This window comes from Mycobacterium sp. NGS69 (assembly GCF_059812165.1).
The window spans coordinates 221,688-239,529 of the sequence record NZ_JCALCD010000008.1 but is presented as its reverse complement, the minus strand read 5'-3'; the positions used below and the strand labels follow the sequence as shown (position 1 = coordinate 239,529).

Sequence of the window (17,842 nt, the reverse complement as noted above, 5' to 3'; positions counted from 1 at the left end):
CCCGACTACAACGCTGCGCATCACGAACACCTGCACGTCGACGCAGATATCTGCCGCGAGGTGGCGGCAGGCTTAACGGCGAACCGGCAGCCGACTGCCGGGGTTCAGTTCATCAGTAGCTCGCGCAGGTTGTCACGCATGATCCGGTGCACGCAACCCGGGTCCAGGTCGGTGAGCCCCTCCGCGAATTCGGCTGGCTGGGCCAGCCCCTCCGCGTGGGGATAATCCGAGCCCATCAACACGCGGTTCGCGCCGATGCGCTTGACCAGTTCGGGCGTGTTGTCCTCGTGAAAGGGAACGACATAGACATTGCGCTTGAACATCTCCGATGGGCGATCAGGGAGCGTGCCGCCCGGCCAATCGCCAAAACGTCCCCACCACGCTGCCTTGTTGAGCGTCTTCAACAGATAGGGGACCCATCCACAGCCATGCTCGACGCTGATGACCCGCAGTCCCGGGAAGCGGCCGAACAGATTGTGCAGGACCATCGCCGCGAGCGTGGTCATGATGGGAATCTCGACGTGGAACATCGCGAACTGCAACGCCGAGGTGTCGCGCGTTCCCGGCCGGGGCTTCTCGCCCCACACGGTCGACGCGTCGAAGAAACCGGCTGACACGTGGAACCCAACCGGCACTTTCGCCTCCTCGAGGCGCGCCCAGAACGGGTCGAACTTGGGATCGGCAATCGAACAGGGCTGTGCTCCGCCACCCGGGGCCGGTCGCAGATAGACGACTTTCACGCCCGCCTTGAGCAGGCGGTCCAGTTCTTCCACGGCCAGGTCCGCGTCGGCCAGCGACAGACACCCCGTGCCGAAAATGCGGCCATTGCTGCCGAAGCCCCAGTCTTCCTCGACCCAGCGGTTATACGACCTCAGGTTGGCATACAGCACCTCGGGGTTGTCGAGCAGATCCTGCTCGATCCCATTCGCCATCGACGGGAATAGGATCGTGCCCTCGACGTTCTGGCTGTCCATCAGCTCAAGCCGCGCCTGCTGGTCATGGAAAGCCGGCAACATCGACGATTCGTCCCGCGCATCGTCGAAACCGCCCAGCTCGGGATTATTCAGGATTTCCTTGAACGAACCCGGAGCCTCGGTCTTGTCGAACTTGACGTTGCAGAAGGTCAGAACCTTGTCACCGCAATGCCAGTATTCCTTGCCATCGGGGTGCATCCGGGCCTGGATCGCGACATCCTTGTACTTGGACTCGATATGACGGCTGAAGCAGTCCCGGACCTCATAGAAGTGATTGTCTGCATCCCACAGACCATAAGGCTCGCTGGTCACGTCACACACTCTCCATTCCATTTCGTTTGATCTTGTTCCCAGCGCTCGCGCCGTGGGGCGAGAGGGCCAGAGCACGTCGAGTATTCATATAGTTAGCCTATAGAACATCATATCGGTAGCCTATGGAACGATCAGGCGCGCGTCAATGGCTTTCTAGCGAGGCACAGATTCTTGTACTAAGTAGATTACTCCGCCGGTGGGGCGCACAGATGACCCTCGACAGGGTCGTCGAACAGCTTGAATCTGGTGCGCCGAGAAGCGTTCACCCGTATGGAAAGCGCTTAAGGGGTGGATGGATTGACAAATAAATTCTACTATATGGTAGAATCTAGCCGTCAATCGGACTTCAGATAGGTCAAGCACATGCATGTTGGCAAGAGTGTCTTCTTTCAGAATCCCGACGAGGATCGTTCCGACTCGGCGCTTTACAAGCATGAGATAGCGCTGGCAGAACAGGCCGAGCCGCTGGGCTTCGAGTCTTTGTGGATCGCCGAGCACCACTTCGGTGGCTACGACGTGTCGCCAAACACGTTGCAGCTGTTGACTTATCTGGCGGCCAAGACTAAGCACGTCCGGCTGGGACCTTCGGTGGTGGTGCTTCCGTGGCATGAGCCGCTGCGGGTCGCTGAGGAGCTCTCGGTGCTTGACCACCTGTCGAACGGTCGTCTGTTGCTCGGCATCGGCCGCGGCCTGGGCCGTCACGAATTCGAGGGCTTCCGGCTGAACATGGGGGAGTCGCGCCAGCGCTTCCAGGAGTATGCACAGGGCATCCTCAACGCCTTCGACACGGGAGTCATCGAGTCGGACGGTGAACTCTGGAAGCAGCCGCCCGTGCAACTTCGACCCCAGCCGCTGGCTCCGCTGCGCAACCGCACATACGCATCTTCGGTGTCGCCTGAATCGATGGACATCGTCGCTGAACTCGGTGCGGGTATCATGGTGATCGCCCAAAAGCCGTGGGATGTAACGGTTGCCGACGTCAAGAAGTACAACGAGCGGTTCGTCGAGTTGAATGGTTACGAGCCGCCTAAACCGCTGCTGATGTCCTTTGTGATCGTGCACGAGTCCTCGTCCGCGGCACAGGAGCTGCACGAGCAATATCACTATCGGTACGCGAAATCGACGTTCGATTGGTACGAGTTCAGCAATCCCGGCCTAGCGAAGGTTCCCGGTTACGAGTATTACGGCAAGTTCGCCGCCAACATCGAAAAGCACGGGGCGGATAGCTTCGTGAAATTCCTCGCCGAATTGCAGGTCTATGGCACTCCGGACGAGGTGGTGGAACAGTTGACCGACCATGTTCGTCGCATCGACGGCGTCGGGATGACTTCGGTACTGTCCTTCGCGGGAATGAGCCCCGAAATCGGTGCGGCCAATCAGAAATTGTTTGCAGAGCAGGTGCTGCCGCGCCTGAAGGGCATCGACACGGAGCGTGCTTTCCCACCCGTTGCCGTCTCGGCGCATGCCTGAGGGCGTGGCGTCGGCCGGAGAGGTCCACTCCGAACTGCGCATCGCGCCGCTCCCGATCGAAGAGCGCGATAACGTGACTAACGAGCTGCTCGATAAAGTCGGGCCGGGTCGTGACCTCAATCTGTTCACAACCCTTGTGCGACACCAGCGGCTGTTTCGGCGCTGGCTGCCGCTGTGCGGTGGCCTGCTCAGCGGGAAGTTGTCGGCCCGTGACCGGGAATTGCTCATCCTGCGGACCGCCGATCGCTGCGGGGCCGCCTACGAATGGGCGCATCACCTGGTGTTTGCCGCGGACGCCGGGTTGACCTCCGAGGAGGTCAACCGGGTCCACGCCGGTGCCGGCGCCGAGGGCTGGACGGAACTGGAGTCGGCGCTGGTGAGAAGCGCCGACGAACTCCATGATGAGTGCGAGATCTCAGCGTCGACGTGGTCGGTTCTGGCGGCGCACTACGACCAGGAGCAGCTGATCGAGGTGCCGATGGTGGTTGGGCACTACCACATGCTGGCCTTCGCGGCGCGCTCGTTCGGCGTGGCGATCGAGCCCGCCTACCGGCCCGTCTCAGCGTCGCGCGCCGTCGAATGACCCAGGAGCGAGTGCCCTCATACCGGTGACGCGCGCCCAGGCCAGCTTTCGCCGGCGAAATGTCGACCGGACGCGTTTTAAAACCATTCCGCCTTCATGTCGACGGTCGTGCTGTCGAGGGTTTCGAGCAGATTGAGCTGGGGATCGACGCGGGGCAGTTCGTAACGGAAGAAGAACCTGCCGGCCTGCACCTTGCCAGCGTGAAAGTCAGTGTTCTTCGGCGCGCTGGTGATCAACAGCTCGAGCCACATCCACGCAATCACCAAGTGGCCGAACGCCTCGAGATAGATCGCGCTGTTTGCCAGCGCCAGTTCCCGATCGGATTCGCCGACCAGTTTCGTCGTTATTCCGACGAGACGGACCCACCGTTGAGCCAGCTGATCGGCGAGGTGCCCGAGTTCCCCATCCAGGGCGGTCGCACCGTCAATCGCCTTGCCGATGCGGTCGGACACCAAGGCCAGGCTTGCGCCGTCGTGCTGAGTCACTTTGCGGCCGAGCAGGTCGAGGCTCTGAATGCCGTGTGTACCTTCATGTATTGGATTCAAGCGGTTATCGCGGTAGTGCTGCTCCACGTCGTAGTCGCGGGTATATCCGTAACCTCCGTGTACCTGGATCGCAAGATCGTTGGCCGCTACGCACCATTGCGAGGGCCAGCTCTTGGCAATCGGGGTCAGCACGTCCAGCAGCAGCGCCGCTTCTTCAGCCTCTTTGCTGTCCTCACTGCTGGCACGGGTGTCGATCAAGTATCCGCAATACAGCGCGAAGGCCAAAGCGCCTTCGACATAGGCTTTTTGAGCTAGCAGCATTCGCCGGACGTCGGCATGCTCGATGATCGGCACGGGCTTGTCTGGCGCGGATTTGCGGCCCGGAACGCGGCCCTGCAACCGCTCATTCGCGTATCGCACGGACTTGAGGTAGCCGGTGTACCCCAGTGCAACGGCGCCGATGCCGACGCCAAGCCGAGCCTCGTTCATCATGTGGAACATGTAAGAGATACCGGCGTTGGGTCGGCCAACCAGGTACCCCACCGCACCTGCTGAACCCAACGGGCGATGGGCACCCTCACCGAAGTTCAGGACGGTGTTCGTTGTGCCGCGGTATCCCATCTTGTGATTGAGTCCACCAAGGGAGACGTCGTTTCGTTCTCCGATCGCGGCGTCGTCGTCGACCAGGAACTTGGGCACGATGAACAAGGAAAGCCCTTTGACCCCCGCCGGCGACCCGGCGATGCGCGCGAGGACCAGATGCACGATGTTCTCGGTCATCTCGTGCTCACCGCCCGAAATCCACATTTTGCTGCCGAAAAGTCGGTAGTGGCCATCATCGGTGGGTTCGGCGCGGGTGCTGACGTCGGCGAGCGACGACCCGGCTTGCGGCTCGGAGAGACACATGGTGCCCGAAAACCGGCCGGCGAGCATAGGTTTGACGAAGAGCTCGTGGTCGCGCGTGCTCCCATATGTGGCCAGCAAGTTCGCATTGGCCATGGTGAGCATTAGATAGGCTGCGGTACTGACATTGGCGGCGTGAAACCAGGCGAAGCCGGCGCTTGCCACGGTGACGGGTAGCTGCGCGCCGCCGAGTTCGTAATCCATGCTCATCCCGATGAGGTCGGCGGCCGCGAATGCATCGAGCGCTCGCTTCACCTCGGGGTTGACGTGGACGTGACGTCCATCAAAGGTCGGTTCCCTGGTGTCGTTGAGCTTGTTGTGCGGCGCGAAGTACTTCTCGGCGAGTTGCTCGCAGAGGTCGAGGACCCCGTCGAATGTCTCCCTGCTGTGGTCGGAGTAGCGCTCACGCTTCGGCAGCTCGTCCACACCCAGCCACTCGTAGAGCAGGAAATCGACGTCGCGCCGTGAGATGAGGTCGTTGGGCATGGACGCTCCCTACTTTTCGATCGTGGCGGCACAGCACATGGCGCCGGTGACGAGCCCGACGGTGCCGGTAGCCAATTAGACTGTTAAATCGGGCGACTGCAGCTTCTGACGCCACTGTTCTCGCAGTGCGAATTTCTGCACCTTGCCGGTGCCAGTCTTCGGCAGCGCCTCGAACACTATTCGCTTGGGCACCTTGAACCCACCGAGTTGCTCCCGGACGTGTCTTTCGATGTCGGCCTGGTCGGCGGTTGCTCCCGGATGCAGGGTGATGTGTGCAACCGGAACCTCGCCCCAACGATCGTCGGGCACGGCGACGACGGCAACCTCGAGCACCGACTCGTGCGAGGCGATAGCGTTTTCCACTTCGATCGAGGAGATGTTCTCGCCGCCGGAAATGATGATGTCCTTGCTGCGATCGCGGAGTTCGAGATAACCGTCTTCGTGGAGTACGCCGAGATCACCGGTGCGGAACCACCCGTCGGGCACGGCAGCTTCAGTTGCCTCAGGGTCTTTGAAATAGCCGGCCATCACATTGTTTCCGCGGATCGCGACCTCGCCCATGGTTCGCCCGTCCCTCGGTACGTCATCACCATTCGCATCAAGGACCCGGACGGGTTGCGAGACGATGTTGCACACCCCCTGCCGGGCTTTGAGTCGCGCGCGCCGCGGTGCGTCGTATGAATCCCACGATCGCTGCCACTCGCAGATAACCACCGGCCCATAGGTTTCAGTGAGACCGTAAAGGTGTACGACGTCTATGTTGAGCTCGGCGAGACGCGCCAGGATGGTGGGCGTCGGGGGTGCTCCACCGGTACCGATGAGTAGATTGCGCGGAGGGACGAGCCCATGGGCCGCATCGCCGTACGCGATTGAGTTCAGGACCACGGGCGCGCCATTGAGATGAGTGACCCCCTCGTCGTCGATCAGGCGCCAAATCTCCGTGTGATCGACCGATCGCAAGCAGATGTGGGCCCCGCCCGCAGCGGTGACGGCCCATGTGAAGCACCACCCATGGCAGTGGAACATCGGCAATGTCCACAACATCTTCGAGTTGTTCTCCAGGTGCATCTGCGTGGCCATCGCGACAGACTGCAGGTATGCCCCGCGGTGGTGATACATGACGCCCTTGGGCTTGCCAGTTGTGCCACTGGTGTAGTTGAGCGAGAGCAAGGCGTTCTCGTCCGTGATCGGCTGGATTCGAGGCTCCGCCTCGACGAGCAGCTGTTCGTATTCGTCATTCTCCCCGCCGCAACACACCAGTTTCATCCGCGAGTCGACGATGTCCGATACTGCGTGGGCCAGTGTCGAAAGTGAACTGTCGTAGATGAGGACGGTCGCTTCAGCATGGTCGATGATCCAGGCGAGCTCATGCGCAGACAGCCGGATGTTGAGCGTGAGCAAAGGTGAGCCGGACCACGGCACGCCGTAGTGCGCTTCGAGCAACACGTGGCTGTTCGGCGCAAGAATCGCCACGGCTTTTCCGCCGGCGAGGTCGATGAGCGCCCCGGCCAGCCGCGTACTGCGGTCGAGCAGCTCGCGATAACTGAACGTGCGTTCACCGTCGATGACGGCCGTATTGTCGCCGTAAATGGTGGCGGCGCGACGCAAGAAGCTGACCGGCGTCAGCGGCTCGAACCAGAATTCACTTTGCACAAGGCTTCGGCAATCTGTTCGTGGAAATGGATCAACCCCAGTTCGTTCTGGCCGAACACCAGCGAATCGACACTACCGCTGTCCAACCCCGACTGGATCTTCTTACACATCGGAAAGTCTTCCTGACCGGTGACTTGCATCAGGATGTCGAGATTGAGAATCCACTTCTTGATCGTTTCGTCGTTGGGCGGTTCCGGTGCATAGATGCTCGTTTCCACCACCGAGCTGCCCGGCGTGTCGTGAGGGAAGATCCGCCATACCTCGAAATGGTCGAGCTGATGCACGACGAGAGTATTGGGGAAGACGACGTAGTGAATCGTGGCGTGCGGCGGAAACTGCCAGGTGCTCGGGTCCTGGCCGATGTCATCAATCGATTTTCGGACGCCGATGCTGCGGCAGTGCTGATCAAAGGCGTCGAACAGCTGGGGGTGCGAGTGGTAGAGCCGCGAAATCGAAGAGTTGTGCAGCGAAAAGACGTGATATGTCTCGAGGAAGGTGTCGACGATCATCTTCCAGTTGGCGTGTTGAATTGCCTTGCGTGTTTCCACGTGGTGGAAGTTGGCCAGCCCAAAACTGTCCAGATCCTCGCTCAACCGACCGAGGTAGGCATCGGCGTCCACGGGGCCGCCGTCGAGCCGGGCCAGGATGAGACCGTGCGATTCGTCAGACGACACTTCCTTCAGGTCGAACGACTCGCCCTCCACGCCGAAGTAGTCCTTGGCAACCGGCTTACGTATGTTCTTGCCGTCCAGCGAGTACAACCACGCATGGAACGGGCAGCTCAGGTTTCGCGCACCCTTTCTGCGGCAGTCGGGTTCGACGAGGGGTGCACCGCGATGCCGGCACGCGTTGATGAATACCCTGGCGCGTCCGTCTTTGGCCCGAGTCACCAGCAGCGGCACCCCGTCGATGTGCGTCGCCAGTACTGTGCCCGGATCCGGTACATCGGCCGTCAGACCCACGACGATGGGGTGACTGCGGAATAGTTGTTGGCGTTCCCGCTCCAGCTGTTCGCGTGACGTGTACTCGCCGGCGGGCATCATCTGCGGGCCATCGCTCAGTTGTGTGGACTTCGCCTCAGCGAGCTTGCGGAAGCGCTCGATGAGCTCGTGTTGGACAGCGACCTGCATTGTTTCGATCCTCGACGTCTGTTGAAGGCTGCCATTGAAAAACTTTCTATATCCGAGTAGATTCTAACCGTAGCAAGGTGATGAGGCAAGCGCACTGGATCTCGAAGCTGCGTTGGCCCTGAACTTCGTCGAAGGGCGCATCCGATGACTTCGTCAATCGCGAGTTCGGCGGACAGCTCCACCATCGTGCATGCTGCTCGTCGCTTCCGTGTGGCGCTAATGGTCTCTGAGGCCGAGCGTGCCGCAATTGCGAACTCGGCGAAGAGCCGGAGAAGTTCGCTGCCCGGCTCTGGGGGCCGGATTTTCCTGCGTCCAGCCACAATCGTGGCGGCCACCGACCTTCGGCAAGCCCAGAAGCGGGTTCGTGAGGAGCGCGCGGTGCGGCACAAACGCGGACGTCTGCCTCGTCCGATCTTGTTGGCCGTCAACGCATGTGTCGAGGTCGACAACACCACGGCGTGCCGTCGGATGCGTAACGGGACTGATGCGACGGGAGACGGGCTGTCCTACGCGGGTACGGCGCGTGGGTTGGCCGGTTTGGTCTTCGACATCCATCACCTCGATCTCGCGGACGGTGTCGTGTTACGTTCGCCGGCGGGGTGGACCGCCGCGACCTACGCCGAGATCGCCAAGGAGTTGGGCAAGCGTGGTTACCAGCCGCTGGTGATGGTCGCCGATCCCGAGATGCCCTGGGCGTCATAACGAAAGGCTGCTTAAGTGATGGCCATTCGACCGTAAGCCTCGGGTACGCGGGGTACCGCGGAAGGCGAGCGAGTCTACGGGGCATCCGCGGGCGGCCACGTGCGGGCGATATGACGGATCCCTTTCGCGCCTACCCGCAATGAGAACCATTTGGTGTCACGGTCTGCCGCCCGAATGAAGCCTCACGATGGGCTAGAATCTGTTTCTGATTCGATAACTCAGGGGTGGCAAGATATCGACCGCATAACTTGTGCCACCGGTGGTCAGCCGACCGTTTCGAAGGGGCGATGATGGAACTGGAAACGCTGCTCTACGAGTTCGACTGTCATGTTGCGACCATCACGCTCAATCGACCCGACCGGCTAAACGCCTTCAATCAGCGTATGTGCGAGGATTTCTCGCAAGTCTGGCGGCATGTCCGGCTCGATGACGAGGTGCACGCCGTCGTGGTGCGAGCGGCTGGTGAGCGCGCTTTCTGCACGGGCGTAGACACGGACGACACGCTGGAGATGGTGTCACGGCCCAATCTGTGGAGCCGCGAGGATCCCAGCAGTTATCTGTCCCCCAAGGCTAATCAGGTGTGGAAGCCGGTTATCTGCGCAGTCCATGGAATGGCGGCGGGTGGCGCGTTCTATTTGCTCAATGAGGCGGACATCATCATCAGCTCCCACGATGCGACGTTCTTCGATCCGCATGTGACTTACGGGCTTGCTGCCGTGCTCGAGCCTGTGGGGCTCGCCGCCCGGATGCCGCTGGGTGAAGTGCTGCGGATCGCGCTCATGGGTCTAAACGAGCGAATGTCGGCCAGCCGTGCCATGCAAATGGGCTTGGTATCGGAGGTCACCGAGCGTGAGGAGCTTTGGCCACGTGCCGACGAGATCGCTCACCAAATCGCGGCCAACGAGCCCCTGGCGGTGCAGGGAACGGTCAAGGCGATCTGGGACTCACTCGACGTCGGACGTACCGATGCCATCCGCAATGGTGTGCACTACACGCAGCTAGCCAACGGCGTGGAGACCGTGAAGGTGACTCGCGGTGGAGCCGGCAAGCCGCAATGGAGGTTGCGGTAGTCCTGCTACTCAGCGAAAGTCCGAGCCGCCATCCACGTTGAGATCCGCCCCTGTGGTGAAAGAGTTGAGTCGCGAGCCCAGCAGCGCGATCATCGGTGCGATCTCCTCGGGGCGCCCGGCGCGGCCGACGTATCCGAGAGCATCGCCGAACACTTTGTGTAGAAGCGCGCCGACTTCCTCGGCAGTGCGCAGCCCGAACGAAGGCCCTAGGCGCCGGCCTGCACCTGGACCGCATGATCCCGGATGGTGATCCCGTCGAACAGTGCTGAGATGAGAAGGCCGGCAACCTTTTCAGGGGATCGCTTGGCGCGGTCGGGCCATTCGACGGTCCAGTTCAGCGATCCCATAATGAGGAGCCTCAGGGTCTGCAGGTCGAGGTCGTCTCGAATTTCGCCAGCGTCGCGCGCGTCGCTGAGGAGTCCGTCCCAGAGCTTGCCGTAGGGCCGTTGGTCGACGCGGATGTGACGCTTGCGCAGCTCGTCGGGAAGCTGGCCGAGGATGCGTGCATTGGCTGCCGTGTAGTCGACGGCCTCGATCACGGCCTCGGCGTGCGCATGAATCGCGGCGCCAAGACGCGCGGTCGCCGAGGCTTCGGGGCCCAGGGCTTCGACGGCCGAGACGACGTGTTCGTGCGTCTTCTCGAGTCCGACGCGCAGCATCTCTGCGACTAGCGTGTCCTTCGAGTCGAAGTAGTAGTACAGGCTGCCTTGTTTGACATCGGCGGCCTCCGCGATGTCGGTGAGGCGCGTGCCGGCGTACCCGTTCTGGCTGAACACCCGTGCGGCGGAATCGAGGATCCGTGCGCGCGTTCGTGCTGACTTCGCGAATGGCACCCTGGTCCGGCTCTTCGTTGTCACCGCCCGAGTATACGAGAAACGGCGCATTTCTCCGGTCGTCGTCGACGCGTGCGGTGGGTCCGAGCCGCTTCCGTGTCGCTCGGCATCGGGACGTCGTGCACGATCGCGTAAGTAGCAGGGTGGGCCTGTATTCTATTCGCTAGTCGAAAGTAGGCGTTGTTCGGGAAGGGGTAAGCGGTGCGGATGGATGATTCCGTAGCGTTGGTCACCGGGGCCGCTTCCGGCCTGGGGCTTGCAGCCGCCGCAGCGTTGCGAGACAGTGGCGCGACAGTCGTCATCGCCGATCTGCCGTCTTCGGCCGGTCGAGCGGTTGCGGCCGACCTCGGCGATGACGTTCTGTTCGCGCCAACGGATGTATGCGACGAATCCACTGTCGAAGCGGCACTCGACCTTGCGCAGTCGGCCGGCGACTTGCGGATAGTCGTGAATTGCGCCGGGGTCGGTATCTCTCGTCGCGTGCTCGGCAGAGAAGGCGCACACCCGACGGCGGATTTCGCCAGGGTGATCGGCGTCAACTTGATCGGCACGTTCAATGTCATCCGGTCTGCGGTCGCCCGGATGACGACCACCCCGCTCGACGCCGAAGAGCGGGGTGTCATCGTGAATACCGCATCGATCGCCGCCTACGACGGGCAGATTGGCCAGGTCGCCTATTCTGCCTCGAAGGGAGGCGTCGCGGCGATGACGCTGCCGTTGGCCCGTGATCTGGCGAGTCATGCCATTCGCGTGATGGCTATCGCGCCGGGACTCTTCGAAACGCCATTACTCGGCGTCCTGCCCGACGAGGCACTCGGCGCGATGACCCGGGTAATACCCCATCCCAAACGTTTCGGAAGGCCGAGCGAATTCGGCCAGCTCGTCGTGCATATCACGCAGAACCCGATGCTCAACGGTGAAGTGGTGCGGCTCGACGCGGGCCTGCGAATGCCAGCCCGCTAGCGGTGACGAACCCGCGGGCCGCGCCCGGTTCGCCAACCCGTCGCCTGGACGCCGACCGTGGCGAAACATGGCTACCCTCGTTCGGTTGCAGGCCGGGCCGTCGGACCAACAGCCAAGGCGTCGAAGGCAATTGAGTCAGACGCATTTCGGAAGTCCAAGATGACGCTCCGCCACGATGTTGCGGTTGATCTCGGTAGTGCCCCCGCGGATCGTGCAAAGTGGTGCATGGCGGCCCTCGTACTCGATCCAACCATCCGCGGCTGCGCCAGCCTCGCCAAACCGAAGCAGACCCGCCGCTCCGGCGCGCTGTTGGAACCAATGGGCAGCCTTTTGATATGCCGTGGTCGCAAAGAGCTTGGTCATCGCACCTTCGACTACGGGCAACTCACCGCTCGCCGCCAGCCACGCCGACCGCTGTGTCAGCAGCTTCGCGACTTCATTGTCCATAGCGGTCTGGGCCATCTGCTGTCGTATGGCGGGGTCGCGCACCGCACCGGTGTCTTCGGCCCACTGCCGAAAATGCCGCAACAGCGCAACACCGCCGTTCGTCTCGCCGACGACACCGCGCTCGAACGACAACCCGACGCCCATCGCCGCCCAACCCTCGTTAACGCCTCCAAGGACCCATTCATCGCCCACGCGGACATCGTCGAAGAACGTCGCGTTGGTGCGCTCGGATCCGATCGTCCACACCGGTTCCACGGAAATGCCGGGAGTGTTCATGGGAAGCACGAACATGGTGAGACCGCGGTGCTTCGACACGGTCGGGTCCGTGCGCGTCAGAAGCAGGATCCAATCGGCTTCGTGGGCCATCGTCGTCCACATCTTGGATCCGTTGATCACCCACTGGCCGCCATCGCGTACTGCGCGCGTGGACACCGAGGCTACGTCACTTCCGCTGCCGGGCTCGCTGTAGCCAAGGCAGGCATAGGATTTCGCGGAAAGCAACGAGGAGAGGATGCGTTCTCGTTGGAAGTCGGACCCTAGCCGGTTGACCATCGCGGCAACAATCAGCATCACAGAAAGCGCGTCGTAGGGCACCGACGCCTTCTCCAGCTCGTTGACAAGGATCCAGAGTTCCATCGGATCACCCTTGCCCAGCCCCGGCACGGTACGTTCGAGCAGCCCTCGCCGTGCGAGCTCCTGATACAAGGCTGGGCAGGCGAACGTGCCGGTGCGGTGGTGTTCACCCCGGCGATCTGGTGTGTAAGTGAGGGCGATGACGTCCTTGATCTCCTGACGGAATGCCGCCGCCTCAGTGGAGAGATTGAAGTCCATTGGCGCTACCTCTCGCTCGACCTGTCGTCGATAGAAACTGCCCCGAACAACCGGTCCGCCAAGCGCCGGTACTGAGCAGCGGGGTCGCCGAGAACGAGCGGCCAGCCGCGCGCCCTCCGGTAGTACAAACCGATGTCGTACTCCTCGGCAAACCCGTACCCGCCGTGGTAGTGCAGCACACGGTCGGTGACCTGGGCCGCTACTTCGGTCGCGAACAGGTAGGCCATCAAAGCAAGCGATGTCGGATCGTTGACCTCGTTGTCGTCGACGTTGGTGATCCCCGGTGCGGTGGGATCCGAAGTGTCCATGGCCCACGCCGCCTTGAACGTGAGCAGCCGGGCGCCATCGATAAGCCCCGGCAAATCGGCCAATCCATGTTGCACCGCCTGGAACGTGCCGATCGGCCGGCCGAACTGCTCGCGCGACTTGACGTACTCGGCTCCGGTGTCGAGGCTCTTCGCGGCGATGCCGACGAGCGACGCGGCGGTGAGTATCTGCCACTCCGACAGCGCGCCTGACCACACTGACTTGTCGCCTAGGGTCGTTGCGGTGTCGTGGTCGAAGGTCCGGAAGGCCACGGGCATGCATGCGTGGTTTGCCGGCGCCACTCCGGGGGGCTCTGTGGACACGGCTACCGTGGCCTCGCCGCACGGGCCGACAACGGTGCGGGCGACCGCTCCGGCGGGAATGAGGCCCCAGTCGAGGCCGCGGGTTGGAAACTGCAGCGCGATCGTCGCAACCTCGTCTCCGGCGAGCAGCTCGGCGGACGGCTCCGGCAGGGCGCGCAAGGCGACGGTGTGTTCGATGATGGGAACGGGTGCCAGCGAACGCCCTACGCATTCGCCCACGACCACGAGGTCGGCGAGGGCGGCTCCGCCGCCCCCCTTCTCCGCCGCGACCCCCATGGCCGGGGCGTCCAGAGCGCACAGCTTCGACCACAGCTCCGAGTCGAAGCCGAGCGGCTCCGCTCGTCTGACGACCATCGATTCCGAAGTCTTTGCGAAGAACTCGGAAAACAGCTCTTCGACTGCCCGCTGATCGTCGCTGAGGTTGACCTTCAACGCGCCGAACCGCTCGCGGCGACAGCGGTGGTCGAGCTCCTCAGCGATCGCGTGCGGGGCAGAGCAGTGATCGTCGAGCGGTCGAAGGAGGAGGATCCTTCGATGACCATGGCCCGACGGAGTTGGAGTATCGGGAGAGAAGCCAAGGCTGACATTGCGCGTGCCCCGTTCGGAGCATCCTTCCACGAGGGTGAGGCCAACTCGAGTTCGGCCTCACCCACCTGCACGGAAGTGATCTGCGAACGCATCTGGCAACGAGTCACCTCGTCGACACCGGGGCTGTTCACGATAGGTGGGATGTAGCGAGAACAAAAGGCGTACCCGATGCTGCCCGCCTGCGCGATCTTGTCCAGCGCGACGTCGTCGACTGGCTTCGCGTTGCGTATTGTGCCGCGCGCCAACACCGTTCCGTACTCCGACATTTCCCACGATAGGTCGCCGGACTCGTCTCGTATCGGGCTGAAGTCTGCGCCCAGCTTGGCGAAGCCCGTGAACTCGCGGCCGACGGTGACCGGCCGAATCTGGTCGACCCACATCACGGGCCAGAAGTTCCCTCTGGTCGTCCCCTCCTCGCCGTTGTGGGTCACGCTGATACCGACGCACAGCTCTTCGTAGCCGTGACCTGCGAGGTAGTCCACCTGGTCGAATGAGCGCCTGCTGATGACGACCGTCGGCTGCTCCGGGAGGTCGAGCTCCGCCGGTACCAGTGGACGCACCGCGACCGGATCGGTGACGAAGGTGATGTCTAGCGCTCGGAGATATCCCCACTGTGATACCTGCGGAAGCTCCGTCGGCCCGAACACGATGGGCATCTCATAACGCTCGCCCGGGTGACACGTGAACCCCTGATCGGCTGACGACATCTCGAGTATTCCTTCCCTAGGTGGATCAAAATCTACCGAAAGTTCGATAATGCGACAAGAGGCGGTGGGAGTCCATTTCACCCTAGAATCTGTCGACAACTAGAATCTGCCAGTGCGGCGCTGGAAGCATCCCGCCGGTAACACCACCCCGCGATCAAGGAGAGTCATGGACGTCGACCTGGTTGCTCCGAATGACGTCGGTGCCCTGACCGCCGCGAAGAAAGCGGAAGCAGCCGGATATCGCGGAGTGTGGATGCCCGAGATGAAGCACGATCCGTTTCCGCTGCTGGCGATGTGCGCGCAGGACACAAGCACGGTTGCTCTGGGCACCAATATCGCCGTCGCGTTCGCTCGCAACCCTATGACCACAGCGCTGCTCGCGAACGACTTGCAGCTCTACTCCCGAGGTCGATTCATGCTGGGGCTGGGCTCGCAAGTGAAGGCTCATATCAGCCGCCGGTTCTGCATGCCCTGGTCAGCTCCGGCCGACCGGATGCGCGACTACGTCCTGGCCATCCGGGCGATCTGGGGGAGCTGGCGAACCGGCGAGCGACTTGACCATGAGGGGAAGTTCTACCGACATACGCTCATGACCTCGTTCTTCGATCCGGGGCCCAACCCACACGGCAATCCGCCGGTGCTTCTGGCAGGCGTTGGCCCCAAAATGTCGCGTGTTGCGGGGGAGGTCGCCGATGGCTTTCTCCTGCACAGCTTTACAACCGAGCGGTACCTCAGGTCCGTGACGTTGCCTGCGCTTATCGAGGGCCGGGCAGCCACGGGTCGAGACGATCTGGATGGTTTTCAGATCAGTGGAGCGGTGTTCGTCGTAACGGGTGAAACCGCGGCCGCTCGGGCTGCCGCCGATGCGGCGATGCGCAGCCGCATTGCTTTCTACGCGTCCACCCCCGCGTACCTTCCCGTCCTGCAGACCCACGGCTGGGAAGTGATCGGTGATGAGCTGCGGGCCATGATCAAGGCTGATCGCTGGAGCCAATTAGGCGAGGTTATCGATGACGAGATGCTCGACGCCTTCGCCGTTGTCGCCGATCCGCCGGATGTGGCGCGGGCGTTGACGGACAGATTCGGTTCCGTTTTGAGCCGGGTTGCCCTCGCTGCGCCATATGACACCTCGGAAGGGCTCTGGCAGCCGATTGTCGAGGAGTTGCGCGACTGGCGGCGTTCATGACTTGAAGCCCCTGACAGGGCTACAGGGAATTCTTTGAGCCCGCGTGTGCTTCAGGAACCTCAGTCATCGGCTCGCCGGCCGTTTCCTGCGGCCTCGTCCCTGGCATTGCTCAGCCGTCCCGATCAGTTCGTCTCCGAGCTGAGTGGTCTCTGCGAGCGTGGTCCGGGCGCGCAGACCGAGGTAGCCGTAGGCGATCTCGACGGCCCGCTCCCTGGCCGCTTCTCGTGACGGAAGTGCAGTGATCACGGGGGAGAGGTACCAGTCGATGTGCCGGGTGCCCATGAGTGCATTCGTGGCCGATTGCCAATGCTGGTCGCCGCCGTCGCAGGCAGTGCCGTCACATCCTCGCCGTATTCGCCTCGTCAGCGTGCAGTGTCGAACAGCTTGAGCCGCGAGCGCACCCGGCGCTCGAGGAAGTCGTCGAGCACGTTCTCGAAGACCGCGTTGTCGTCACCGGCCACCATGTGGTGCGCACCGGCAACCGACGCGAACTCGGCGTGCGGCACCAACTCTAGGAAGCGCACTGCGTCGCCGACGCTGAGCACATCGGACTCGCCGCCGCGCACCAGCAGAGTCGGCAGCCGCAGGTCCCGCGCCGCCGCACCCAGCCGGGCTGGGTCAATGAGCTGATCGCGCTGCACGGCCTGATCGTTCGGCGACGCCATAAACGCAGGGTCCCAATGCCAGTACCACCGGCCGTCCCGAAAGCGCAGGTTCTTTTTCAGGCCGTCGAGGTTGCGCGGCCGCGGTCGGTGAGGAACGTAGGCCGCGACGGCATCGGCGGCCTCCTCCAGCGTGCCGAAGCCGGCCTCGGCGTGCGACACCATGAATTCGCGGATCCGGCTCGTCCCCGCTGGTTGCAGGAACGGCGACACATCCACCAGGACCAAGCCGAGCGCGAGATCGGGCCGGACCCCGATCGCCGCCAACGAGGAATTGCCGCCTAGCGAGGCACCCACATAGACCGGTGGGCGGCCGAGGAAGTCGCCCACCCGGGTCACATCGTTGGCGAACCGGTCCAGCCCGTAGTAGCCGTCCGGGGACCAGCTGCTGTCGCCATGCCCACGCAGGTCGACCGTGATGGCATACCAGTTCTTGGCGCCAAGATCGGCAGCGGTCGAACCCCAGGAATGCCTGGTCTGGCCACCACCGTGCAGCAACACCACTGGCGGATCCGACGGATCACCATAGGCATCCCCGACCATGGTGACGTCACCCGCCGGAATCTTCAGCGCCGCGTGTGGTGGCCGGCGGCCGGTGTTGGTCATGTCGCTCCTCAACTAGTCGCTGGGTGTGAAGCCACCGCGTAAACCGTGCCAGGTTCTCGCAATACGCTCACACTGGGCACTCATCGTCATACGAGCTCACTCGCCTGGCCCCGAGCACGCCGACTCCGCCCTGGCTAGAGATGGCCGGTGCGACGGTCACCTGGCTGTTGCGGACTGGCTCTGCAGGTGGCTCCTGTTCCTAATCATGTTGCACTCCTGATGTTTTCGCCCAGGTCTCGGACATCTCGCGCCGCAGCACCTTGCCGGTCTCGGTGGCCGCAGATGATCGACGATTTCGATGCGATCCGGGATGGGCGACCCGGCCCGAGACTGCCATCTCGAGCAGCAGCGCAGTGCTCAGCTCCTAACCCTTCGCTAATCCGGCATATAGTTATATCCGTATCAAGGGCCACGAGTCCACTTCCGCTAAGGAGGCACGGAAACAGGCGTCGAGTCGCTCGGCATGGCCCATGGGGAGCAGCTCGTCCTGGCAATACGTGGACCCCTGGGTGCAGCCGCTCTGTTATCCGCAGTTGTCGACGAAATCTTGGGCGCTCTGGCCAAATTGAGCACTGGGATCTCCTCGATGACCGCGTGCTGCTGTCCAATAGTCAACATGACC

At 62.6% G+C, this 17,842-nt stretch carries 15 protein-coding genes and 1 pseudogene; 6 read left to right on the top strand and 10 right to left on the bottom strand.

Features of this window, described 5'->3' with window-relative positions:
• Positions 1 to 104 precede the first annotated feature (104 nt).
• Positions 105 to 1,286 carry an amidohydrolase family protein gene (locus AC5Y2S_RS23760; RefSeq protein WP_499882137.1) on the bottom strand — a complete coding sequence of 394 codons (1,182 nt, stop codon included), beginning with the start codon at positions 1,284 to 1,286 and terminating at the stop codon, positions 105 to 107.
• Between the two features lie 363 nt (positions 1,287 to 1,649).
• Here AC5Y2S_RS23760 and AC5Y2S_RS23755 point away from each other — a divergent pair, with 363 nt between their 5' ends.
• Positions 1,650 to 2,756: an LLM class flavin-dependent oxidoreductase gene (locus AC5Y2S_RS23755; protein WP_499882136.1), complete on the top strand. Its 1,107-nt coding sequence runs from the start codon at positions 1,650 to 1,652 to the stop codon at positions 2,754 to 2,756.
• Entirely contained in the window at positions 2,749 to 3,339 is a 591-nt protein-coding gene (locus AC5Y2S_RS23750; RefSeq protein WP_499882135.1) for a carboxymuconolactone decarboxylase family protein, read from the top strand. The genes AC5Y2S_RS23755 and AC5Y2S_RS23750 overlap by 8 nt, the downstream gene beginning before the upstream one ends.
• 77 nt (positions 3,340 to 3,416) lie before the next feature.
• On the opposite strand, the gene AC5Y2S_RS23745 is transcribed toward AC5Y2S_RS23750, so the two are convergent.
• From AC5Y2S_RS23745 to AC5Y2S_RS23735, 3 genes are all read right to left on the bottom strand, one after another.
• Entirely contained in the window at positions 3,417 to 5,213 is a 1,797-nt protein-coding gene (locus tag AC5Y2S_RS23745; RefSeq protein WP_499882134.1) for an acyl-CoA dehydrogenase, read from the bottom strand.
• 75 nt (positions 5,214 to 5,288) lie between these two features.
• Entirely contained in the window at positions 5,289 to 6,866 is a 1,578-nt protein-coding gene (locus AC5Y2S_RS23740; RefSeq protein WP_499882133.1) for an AMP-binding protein, read from the bottom strand.
• Positions 6,836 to 7,996, bottom strand: a complete 1,161-nt coding sequence (locus AC5Y2S_RS23735; protein ID WP_499882132.1) for an aromatic ring-hydroxylating oxygenase subunit alpha — start codon at positions 7,994 to 7,996, stop codon at positions 6,836 to 6,838. Before AC5Y2S_RS23735 ends, AC5Y2S_RS23740 begins: the two co-directional genes overlap by 31 nt.
• A gap of 468 nt (positions 7,997 to 8,464) precedes the next feature.
• On the opposite strand from AC5Y2S_RS23735, the gene AC5Y2S_RS23730 reads away from it, so the two are divergent.
• Positions 8,465 to 8,698: a hypothetical protein gene (locus AC5Y2S_RS23730; protein ID WP_499958708.1), complete on the top strand. Its 234-nt coding sequence runs from the start codon at positions 8,465 to 8,467 to the stop codon at positions 8,696 to 8,698.
• 290 nt (positions 8,699 to 8,988) lie between these two features.
• Entirely contained in the window at positions 8,989 to 9,768 is a 780-nt protein-coding gene (locus AC5Y2S_RS23725; protein WP_499882130.1) for an enoyl-CoA hydratase/isomerase family protein, read from the top strand.
• Positions 9,769 to 9,777: 9 nt separating this feature from the next.
• Here the strand turns inward: AC5Y2S_RS23725 and AC5Y2S_RS23720 are convergent.
• Together AC5Y2S_RS23720 and AC5Y2S_RS23715 are read right to left on the bottom strand one after the other, a co-directional pair.
• Positions 9,778 to 9,897 (bottom strand): annotated as a pseudogene (locus AC5Y2S_RS23720) (SDR family oxidoreductase); the annotation flags it as partial.
• Between the two features lie 77 nt (positions 9,898 to 9,974).
• Positions 9,975 to 10,625, bottom strand: a complete 651-nt coding sequence (locus AC5Y2S_RS23715; protein ID WP_067923963.1) for a TetR/AcrR family transcriptional regulator — start codon at positions 10,623 to 10,625, stop codon at positions 9,975 to 9,977.
• Between the two features lie 177 nt (positions 10,626 to 10,802).
• Here AC5Y2S_RS23715 and AC5Y2S_RS23710 point away from each other — a divergent pair, with 177 nt between their 5' ends.
• A complete protein-coding gene (locus AC5Y2S_RS23710; protein ID WP_067923837.1) occupies positions 10,803 to 11,564 on the top strand; it encodes an SDR family NAD(P)-dependent oxidoreductase in 762 nt (253 codons plus the stop codon).
• Between the two features lie 135 nt (positions 11,565 to 11,699).
• Here the strand turns inward: AC5Y2S_RS23710 and AC5Y2S_RS23705 are convergent, their stop codons facing one another.
• Genes AC5Y2S_RS23705 through AC5Y2S_RS23695 form a run of 3 tightly spaced genes read right to left on the bottom strand, consistent with a single transcriptional unit; the run spans position 11,700 to position 14,715 of the window.
• Positions 11,700 to 12,842, bottom strand: coding sequence for an acyl-CoA dehydrogenase family protein (locus AC5Y2S_RS23705; RefSeq protein ID WP_499882129.1), 1,143 nt, complete (start codon positions 12,840 to 12,842; stop codon positions 11,700 to 11,702).
• 5 nt (positions 12,843 to 12,847) lie between these two features.
• A complete protein-coding gene (locus AC5Y2S_RS23700) occupies positions 12,848 to 13,903 on the bottom strand; it encodes an acyl-CoA dehydrogenase family protein (protein WP_499882128.1) in 1,056 nt (351 codons plus the stop codon).
• On the bottom strand, positions 13,900 to 14,715 hold the full coding sequence (locus tag AC5Y2S_RS23695; protein WP_499882127.1) for an acetoacetate decarboxylase family protein: 816 nt from the start codon (positions 14,713 to 14,715) through the stop codon (positions 13,900 to 13,902). Before AC5Y2S_RS23695 ends, AC5Y2S_RS23700 begins: the two co-directional genes overlap by 4 nt.
• Positions 14,716 to 14,932: 217 nt before the next feature.
• On the opposite strand from AC5Y2S_RS23695, the gene AC5Y2S_RS23690 reads away from it, so the two are divergent.
• Positions 14,933 to 15,952, top strand: a complete 1,020-nt coding sequence (locus AC5Y2S_RS23690; protein WP_499882126.1) for a TIGR03617 family F420-dependent LLM class oxidoreductase — start codon at positions 14,933 to 14,935, stop codon at positions 15,950 to 15,952.
• A gap of 362 nt (positions 15,953 to 16,314) precedes the next feature.
• On the opposite strand, the gene AC5Y2S_RS23685 is transcribed toward AC5Y2S_RS23690, so the two are convergent.
• The gene (locus AC5Y2S_RS23685) at positions 16,315 to 17,220 is read right to left on the bottom strand and encodes an alpha/beta fold hydrolase (protein WP_499882125.1); all 906 of its coding nucleotides are present in this window, start codon (positions 17,218 to 17,220) and stop codon (positions 16,315 to 16,317) included.
• Positions 17,221 to 17,842: the final 622 nt, after the last annotated feature.